Annotated in this window: 7 protein-coding genes; all 7 read left to right on the top strand. The window is 64.2% G+C overall.

Translation table 11 applies throughout. The annotated features are described in order from the left end of the window. A partial coding sequence (locus tag LJE91_00830; protein MCG6867306.1) for a hypothetical protein occupies positions 1-448 on the top strand: 448 nt, incomplete at its 5' end. Positions 449-600: 152 nt separating this feature from the next. Next, a complete protein-coding gene (locus LJE91_00825; protein MCG6867305.1) occupies positions 601-1,431 on the top strand; it encodes an ATP-binding cassette domain-containing protein in 831 nt (276 codons plus the stop codon). After that, positions 1,428-2,210, top strand: coding sequence for a lipid asymmetry maintenance ABC transporter permease subunit MlaE (gene mlaE / locus LJE91_00820; protein MCG6867304.1), 783 nt, complete (start codon positions 1,428-1,430; stop codon positions 2,208-2,210). The genes LJE91_00825 and mlaE overlap by 4 nt, the downstream gene beginning before the upstream one ends. Positions 2,211-2,383: 173 nt before the next feature. After that, positions 2,384-2,842, top strand: a complete 459-nt coding sequence (mlaD, locus tag LJE91_00815) for an outer membrane lipid asymmetry maintenance protein MlaD (protein MCG6867303.1) — start codon at positions 2,384-2,386, stop codon at positions 2,840-2,842. Beyond that, a complete protein-coding gene (locus LJE91_00810; protein MCG6867302.1) occupies positions 2,839-3,498 on the top strand; it encodes an ABC transporter substrate-binding protein in 660 nt (219 codons plus the stop codon). Before mlaD ends, LJE91_00810 begins: the two co-directional genes overlap by 4 nt. After that, the gene (locus LJE91_00805) at positions 3,495-3,842 is read left to right on the top strand and encodes an STAS domain-containing protein (protein MCG6867301.1); all 348 of its coding nucleotides are present in this window, start codon (positions 3,495-3,497) and stop codon (positions 3,840-3,842) included. The genes LJE91_00810 and LJE91_00805 overlap by 4 nt, the downstream gene beginning before the upstream one ends. Before the next feature lie 55 nt (positions 3,843-3,897). Continuing rightward, positions 3,898-4,602, top strand: a 705-nt coding sequence (locus tag LJE91_00800) for a UDP-N-acetylglucosamine 1-carboxyvinyltransferase (protein ID MCG6867300.1), incomplete at its 3' end; no start/stop codon positions are given.

Here is a 4,602-nt window from a genome sequence, read left to right as displayed (position 1 = left end):
CGGTATGCAGACCTGGTGTGGCGAAGTGTCCGAGCGGTTCGGATTTTTTGTCGAGCTGGAACCGTTTTTGGTCAAAGACCTTGAAGCTCAGCGGATCCTGACCGGGCTTGACGCGCTCGGAGCGTCGCTTCGTGGCCTCGTTCTGCATGCGATGCCGCACGTGGCCGATCTTGCCGCAGTGCTTCGCGATCGTTATCCCGGCAGGGCACTGGTTTCAGACCGGGCCGGGGAATCCGGATTGCCGCCGCTGTGGCGCCCGGGGATCGCACACGTGGCGGGTCCGGTCGGTCTGGCGCGGTTCGATGCGCTACCGCAGGCCATGCCGCTACGCCGGTTACTGGAGTCGTTCATGGCAGCGTCATCCGGACCGCAACGGGCACTGTTTCTCGACGCGCCCTACGAGACCCTGGAGACCGCCAGAACGATTGCTCGCCTGTTGGGATACTAGCGCCTGTACTTGCCCGCGCTTGACAGGGACGGATGCTGTCGCCGAGACTCGGCGGTTCCTGCGCGAACCCCGTCAAGATCGACCAACGGGCGCGCGAAGCGCAGTGCCGGGAATCGAAGCACCCCTCAACCGCAACGTTATCTCACCCTGGAATGGATATCGACCCTTCCCGCGGCGCGGACGATACTCTCGTCACGATCCGGGACCTTACATTCAGTCGCGGAGCAGGGCGTATCTTCGCGGGCCTCGATCTGGATATCCCACGGGGCAAGGTAACCGGCCTGATGGGACCCAGCGGCACCGGCAAGACCACGCTCCTCAACCTGATCGGGGGTCGATTGAAGCCCGATCGAGGCACGGTCCGCGTGGACGGACAGGTGGTTCACAAATTGGGTCGTCGCGACCTCTACACGCTGCGCAAGCGGATGGGCATGCTATTCCAGAGCGGTGCCCTGCTGACGGACTTGAGTGTCTTCGAGAACGTTGCCTATCCGCTGCGCGAACACACGCGTCTACCCGAGCCGGTGTTGCGGGAACTGGTCCTGATTAAGCTCGAAGCCGTGGGGTTGCGCGGCGCGCGTGACCTGATGCCGGCCGAGCTGTCAGGGGGTATGGCGCGCCGCGTCGCCCTGGCGAGGGCGATCGCGCTGGATCCCATGATGATCATGTATGACGAGCCGTTTACCGGGCTCGATCCCATCACCAAGGCGACCATCGTCAAGCTGATCCGGGACCTGAATGCGACGCTCGGGATCACCAGCATCGTGGTTTCCCACGACGTCGTCGAGACGATGGAGATCTGCGATATCGTGTATGTCGTCGCCGAGGGGCAGGTGATCGAGTCGGGGACGCCGCAGGCGCTGGGGAACAGCCGCTCGAAGTGGGTACGCCAGTTTCTCCGCGGCCTCCCGGACGGGCCGGTTCCGTTTCACTATCCGGCCCCCGATGACTGGGGCGGGCTCTGGCCGGAGCCGGACCGGTGACGGGTCTGTTCCAGTCGCTGGGACAGTGGGCCCTGGGGAAATTCGAGAGGCTGGGCCGCGGCAACCTGTTTCTTCTCCCTACGCTGGGCAGTGTTCCGGGGCTCGCGCTACGGCCGGGTCTGGTGGTGCGCGAGCTGTACTCGGTCGGCGTGCTGTCCCTGGTGATCATTGTGGTGTCCGGTCTATTCGTCGGCATGGTGCTGGGGCTGCAGGGTTATGTGACGCTGGCGCGTTTCGGCGCCGCGGAGTCGCTCGGCGTGGCGGTCGCGCTCACCCTGGTCAGGGAGCTCGGGCCGGTCGTCACTGCGCTGCTGTTCGCCGGGCGCGCGGGATCGGCCCTGACCGCGGAGATCGGACTGATGAAGGCAACCGAGCAGCTGGCGGGACTGGAGATGATGGCCGTGGATCCGGTAAAGCGTGTCGTGGCCCCGCGTTTCGTCGCCGGCTTCGTGTCCGTGCCACTGCTCACGGCGATCTTCAGCGCCGTGGGCGTCAGCGGCGGGTATTTCGTCGGCGTAGGCCTGCTGGGTGTGGACGCCGGGGCCTTCTGGTCGCAGATGCAGGCCCAGGTCGACATTGAACAAGACGTGATGAACGGTGTGATCAAGAGCCTGGTATTCGGGTTCGTCGTGTCCTGGATCGCGGTTTTCGAGGGGTATGACGCCATCCCGACGTCCGAAGGTGTCGGGCGGGCCACGACCCGCACCGTGGTCAACTCCGCCCTGGCGGTGCTGGGTCTGGACTTCATCCTGACCGCCCTGATGTTCGGGAATTTCTGAGTACGGGCGTGACGACGGCGAATGGAATCTGCGGATTGCGCTGCCGCTCCATCCAGGCTACGAGTGCCTTTACGACACTTTCGGGCGGTGGGTGTCCCAGGCGGCGGGTTGCGCTTCACGATTGCGCCCTCCGATCCGGGGCGGAATAATGCGCCATGGCAGGACAAAGGCAGATGACGAATCGAAAACTCGAGGTACTGGTTGGCGTCTTCGTGGCGGCGGGGTTCGCGGCGCTGCTGGTGCTCGCGATGCAGGTCAGTAATCTGTCGACCTTCTCGCCGGGCGAGAGCTATACGCTGACGGCGAGGTTCGACAATATCGGCGGGCTCAAGGTGCGCTCGCCGGTCACCATTGGCGGGGTTCGGGTCGGTCGCGTGTCGGCGATCCGCTACGATCCCGAGGCGTTCAACGCGGTCGTGTCCCTGTCGATCGACGCGGACCAGGATTACCTCCCCGTCGACACCGGCGCCAGCATCTACACCTCGGGATTGCTGGGAGAGCAGTATATCTCGCTGGAACCCGGGGCGGAGGCCGCGGTGCTGAAGGACGGCGACGTCCTCCAGTTCGCCCAGTCCGCCGTGATACTAGAGCAGTTGATTGGAAAATTCGTACTGAATTCGGCCACCAAATGAACCACTGCATTTCCCGGATCTACTCCATACGGGCGTTCGTCGCCACATTTCTCTTGCTGAGTGCAGGGGGCTCATCGGCGGACCCGGTGCCGGGATCGCCGACGAGGCTGGTCATGGAAACCTCCGAGCTGGTGCTGAAGGTTATCCAGGAGGAGACGAGTGCGCCGAAACCCAATATGGCGCGGCTGTATTCCCTGATCTACGATGCCGTACTTCCGGTGCTCGATTTCGACGGCTTCGCCAAACTGTCGCTCGGGTCCCATTGGCGCAGTGCCACGCCAGCTCAACGCGTGCAGTTCACCGAGGAGTTTCGCGGCATGCTGATCCGGACCTATACGAAGTACCTGCTGGATTATGCGGGGACCGAGGTACAGCTGGCGCCGCGTCAGCCCTCATCGCGTTCGCCGAAAGTGCAGATCGTACAGGTCATCATCACCATCCCCGGAGAGGCGCCCCTGACGGTCAATTACTGGTTTCGGCTCGTCAACGGGGAATGGAAGGCGTACAACGTCGTGATCGGGGGATTCGACCTGGTCCAGCTTTTTCGCCAGAAGTTCGGTGCGGAGATCGACGCGAAAGGTCTGGATGCCGTGATCGAGGACCTGGCGACCACCAACCGGGAGAAATCGGACCCTGCGAGGAAAGGCGGGTCTTGAACCGGGAACCGACGGGGTTGACCTGCCGGGGAGGGTCGCTCGCCCTCTCCGGGGCATTGGATGCCGCGACCGTGCCGGACCTGTGGCAGGTCTCGGAGCGGGAGTTGGCGAATTGCCGCGGACCGGACGTGAGCATGGACCTGAAGGCCGTGGATCGCGTCGATAGCGCGGGGCTGGCGTTGCTGGTCGCGTGGCTCAGGCTGGCGAAACGGCGAAGCTTGTCCATTCGATACCGGAATGCGCCTGCGCAACTGCTGGCGCTCGCCAGCGCGAATCGTCTCGAACGCCTGGTGCTCATGCTGGCCGAAGACCGTCGGGAGGGCGTTGACGGGGCGAAGCCCTGAGGTTACGCGCGCAACCGCGCCGAAACGGATCGAAGCGGTCACCGAACGGAGCATCATGGAGAAACTGCTGATCAGGGGCGGCGTGATGCTGCACGGCGAGGTCCGGATATCGGGGGCGAAGAACGCCGTGCTCCCCATGCTGGCGGCCACCCTGCTTGCGGACAGCCCCTCGATCATCAGCAACGTCCCGCACCTTCAGGATGTCACGACCACCATGGAATTGCTCGGCCGCATGGGGGTGTCGCTGATGGTGGACGAACGGATGAACATCGAGGTGGATCCGGGGACCATTACCGAGTTCAAGGCGCCGTACGAGATGGTCAAGACGATGCGCGCCTCCATCCTGGTGCTCGGCCCCCTGCTGGCCCGGTTCGGGCGGGCCGTCGTCTCCCTGCCGGGCGGATGCGCGATCGGTTCCAGACCCGTTGATCTGCATATCCACGGCCTCGAGTCGATGGGTGCGGACATTCGGGTGGAGGGCGGATACATCCTGGCGAAGTGCAAGCGTCTGCGCGGGGCACGGATCGTGATGGACAACATCTCCGTCACCGGCACCGAAAACCTGATGATGGCCGGTTGTCTGGCCGACGGTGTCACGGTGATCGAGAACGCCGCCCGGGAGCCCGAGGTGACCGACCTGGCCGCTTGCCTGAACGGCATGGGGGCCGTCATCGAGGGCGCTGGTGGGGACACGATCACGATCCGGGGTGTGAATTCTCTTCAGGGTTGCCGTTACCGGGTCCTGGCCGACCGGATCGAG

This window comes from Gammaproteobacteria bacterium (genome assembly GCA_022340215.1).
Lineage (GTDB): Bacteria > Pseudomonadota > Gammaproteobacteria > JAJDOJ01 > JAJDOJ01 > JAJDOJ01.
The sequence above is the reverse complement of the archived record's forward strand: the minus strand, read 5'-3'. Positions and strand labels throughout refer to the sequence as shown.

Excerpts from the sequence above, each read along its gene's own strand:
- LJE91_00810 (MCG6867302.1), top strand. The coding sequence starts at position 2,839 with ATGAACCACTGCATTTCCCGGATCTACTCCATACGGGCGTTCGTCGCC.
- LJE91_00825 (MCG6867305.1), top strand. The coding sequence starts at position 601 with ATGGATATCGACCCTTCCCGCGGCGCGGACGATACTCTCGTCACGATC.
- mlaD (MCG6867303.1), top strand. The coding sequence starts at position 2,384 with ATGACGAATCGAAAACTCGAGGTACTGGTTGGCGTCTTCGTGGCGGCG.